This is a genomic window from Nocardiopsis sp. TNDT3 (genome assembly GCF_003427465.1).
In the GTDB taxonomy this organism is placed as follows: Bacteria; Actinomycetota; Actinomycetes; order Streptosporangiales; family Streptosporangiaceae; genus Nocardiopsis; species Nocardiopsis dassonvillei.
Genome location: NZ_QPFC01000419.1, coordinates 1 through 1,728, shown reverse-complemented (window position 1 = coordinate 1,728; position 1,728 = coordinate 1). Strand labels below are relative to the sequence as shown.

Here is a 1,728-nt window from a genome sequence, read left to right as displayed (position 1 = left end):
GGCAGGTTGAGGATGAGCAGCATGACGCTGCCGACGAACAGGCTGGCCAGCAGGGCCCACACCAGGTCGGCGTTGCGCTCGAACAGCAGCGGTCCGGGCTGCATCCCGTACTGCTGGAAGGCGGCCAGCATGATCGCGGCCGTGGCCGAGGTCGGCAGGCCCAGGCCCAGCAGCGCGCCCATCGCGGTTCCGGCGGTGGCGCTGGCGGCCGACTCGGGCGCGGCCACGCCCTCGATGGCGCCGTCGCCGAACTCGTCGGGCCGCTTGCCCCGGCGCGCCCGGAGCTGGGAGAGCTTGCGTTCGGTGCCGTAGGCCAGGAAGGTCGGGATCTCCGAGCCGCCCGCCGGGATGGACCCGAACGGCAGGCCGAACAGGGTTCCGCGCATCCAGGCCGGAAGCGTGCGCCGCAGGTCGCGTCGGCTCAGCCAGGGAGTGCCGGTGCGCCGCAGGCCACCGCTGGCCGCGTCGCCCGCGTGGGCGGTGGCGGCCACGTGCAGCACCTCGCCGATCGCCAGCAGCGCCACGGTCACCGTGATGATGCTGAAGCCCTCGAAGAGCTGGGGAACGCCCAGGGTGAAGCGCTCGGCGCCGCTGAGGCCGTCGATGCCCACCATCGAGATGGCCAGGCCGATGCCCAGGGCGATCAGGCCGCGCACGGCCGAGTCCGAGACCACCGCGGAGGTGGCCACGAACGCGAAGACGGTGAGCGCGAAGTACTCGGCGGGACCGAACTGCAGCGCCAGCTGCACGATGACCGGTGAGAAGAACGCCACCAGCGCCGTGGACACGATCGCGCCGATGAACGCGCCGATCGCCGCCGTGGCCAGAGCCTGCGGAGCCCGCCCGCGCTTGGCCATCTTGTGGCCCTCGATGGCGGTGGCGATGGCCGAGGCCTGTCCGGGCGTGTTCATCAGGATGGCGGCGGTGGAGTCGCCGAACAGCCCGCCGTAGTACACACCGGCGAACATGATGAACGCGCCGGTGGGGTCGAGGTGGAAGGTGACCGGCAGCAGCAGCGCGACGGCCATGGAGGAGCCCAGGCCGGGCACCACGCCCACGGCCGTGCCGAGCATGACGCCCAGCAGCGCCAGGAAGAGGTACTCGGGGCTCAGCGCGTTGGCGAACCCCGCCATGAGGTTGGTGAGAACGTCCATTTAGAAGATGCCCCCGAGGATTCCGGCCGGCAGGTTCAGGCCCAGACCGGCGACGAAGGCGAGCTGGATGATGGAGGAGAACACCAGCGACAGCACGGCGTCGAACAGGTACCGGCGGCTGCCCAGGGCGTAGGCCACGCCGAAGAACAGCAGTGCCGCGGACAGCAGCCAGCCCACCGGCTGGAGCAGCAGGATGAACACCGTCAGCGAGGCGACGACGATCCCCAGGCAGCTCCAGTCGATGCGCACGGGCCCCGCCTCGCCGGCCGGGGCGCCCCCGTCGTCGGCGGTGGCGTCGGCGTTCTCACCGGTGGTCGGCGCCTCGGCGGTGCGGGCCGGGCGCAGGAGGACCTGTACGGCCAGGGCGACGCCCGTGACGCCCATGAAGATCGCGACCAGGGTGGGGAAGAAGCGCGGGCCGGGAGGTTCGGTGCCCGGCGGCACCGGCATGGCGGCGGTCTGCACGGCGATGAACCCGGCGATGCCCAGCACCAGGGCGGCGACCAGCAGTTCGGACCGGCCCCGCCACCAGGAGGGGCGGGGCGGCGGGGCGACGGGCTCCGTCGCCCGGGTG

The 1,728-nt window shown here is 72.6% G+C and carries 2 protein-coding genes; both read right to left on the bottom strand.

The genetic code is table 11. The features are described 5' to 3' along the window. Positions 1–1,154 (bottom strand): tripartite tricarboxylate transporter permease (locus tag DQW06_RS11070; protein WP_117198397.1); only part of this gene is annotated, 1,154 nt, incomplete at its 3' end. Beyond that, positions 1,155–1,728, bottom strand: a 574-nt coding sequence (locus DQW06_RS11065; protein ID WP_157983406.1) for a tripartite tricarboxylate transporter TctB family protein, incomplete at its 5' end; no start/stop codon positions are given.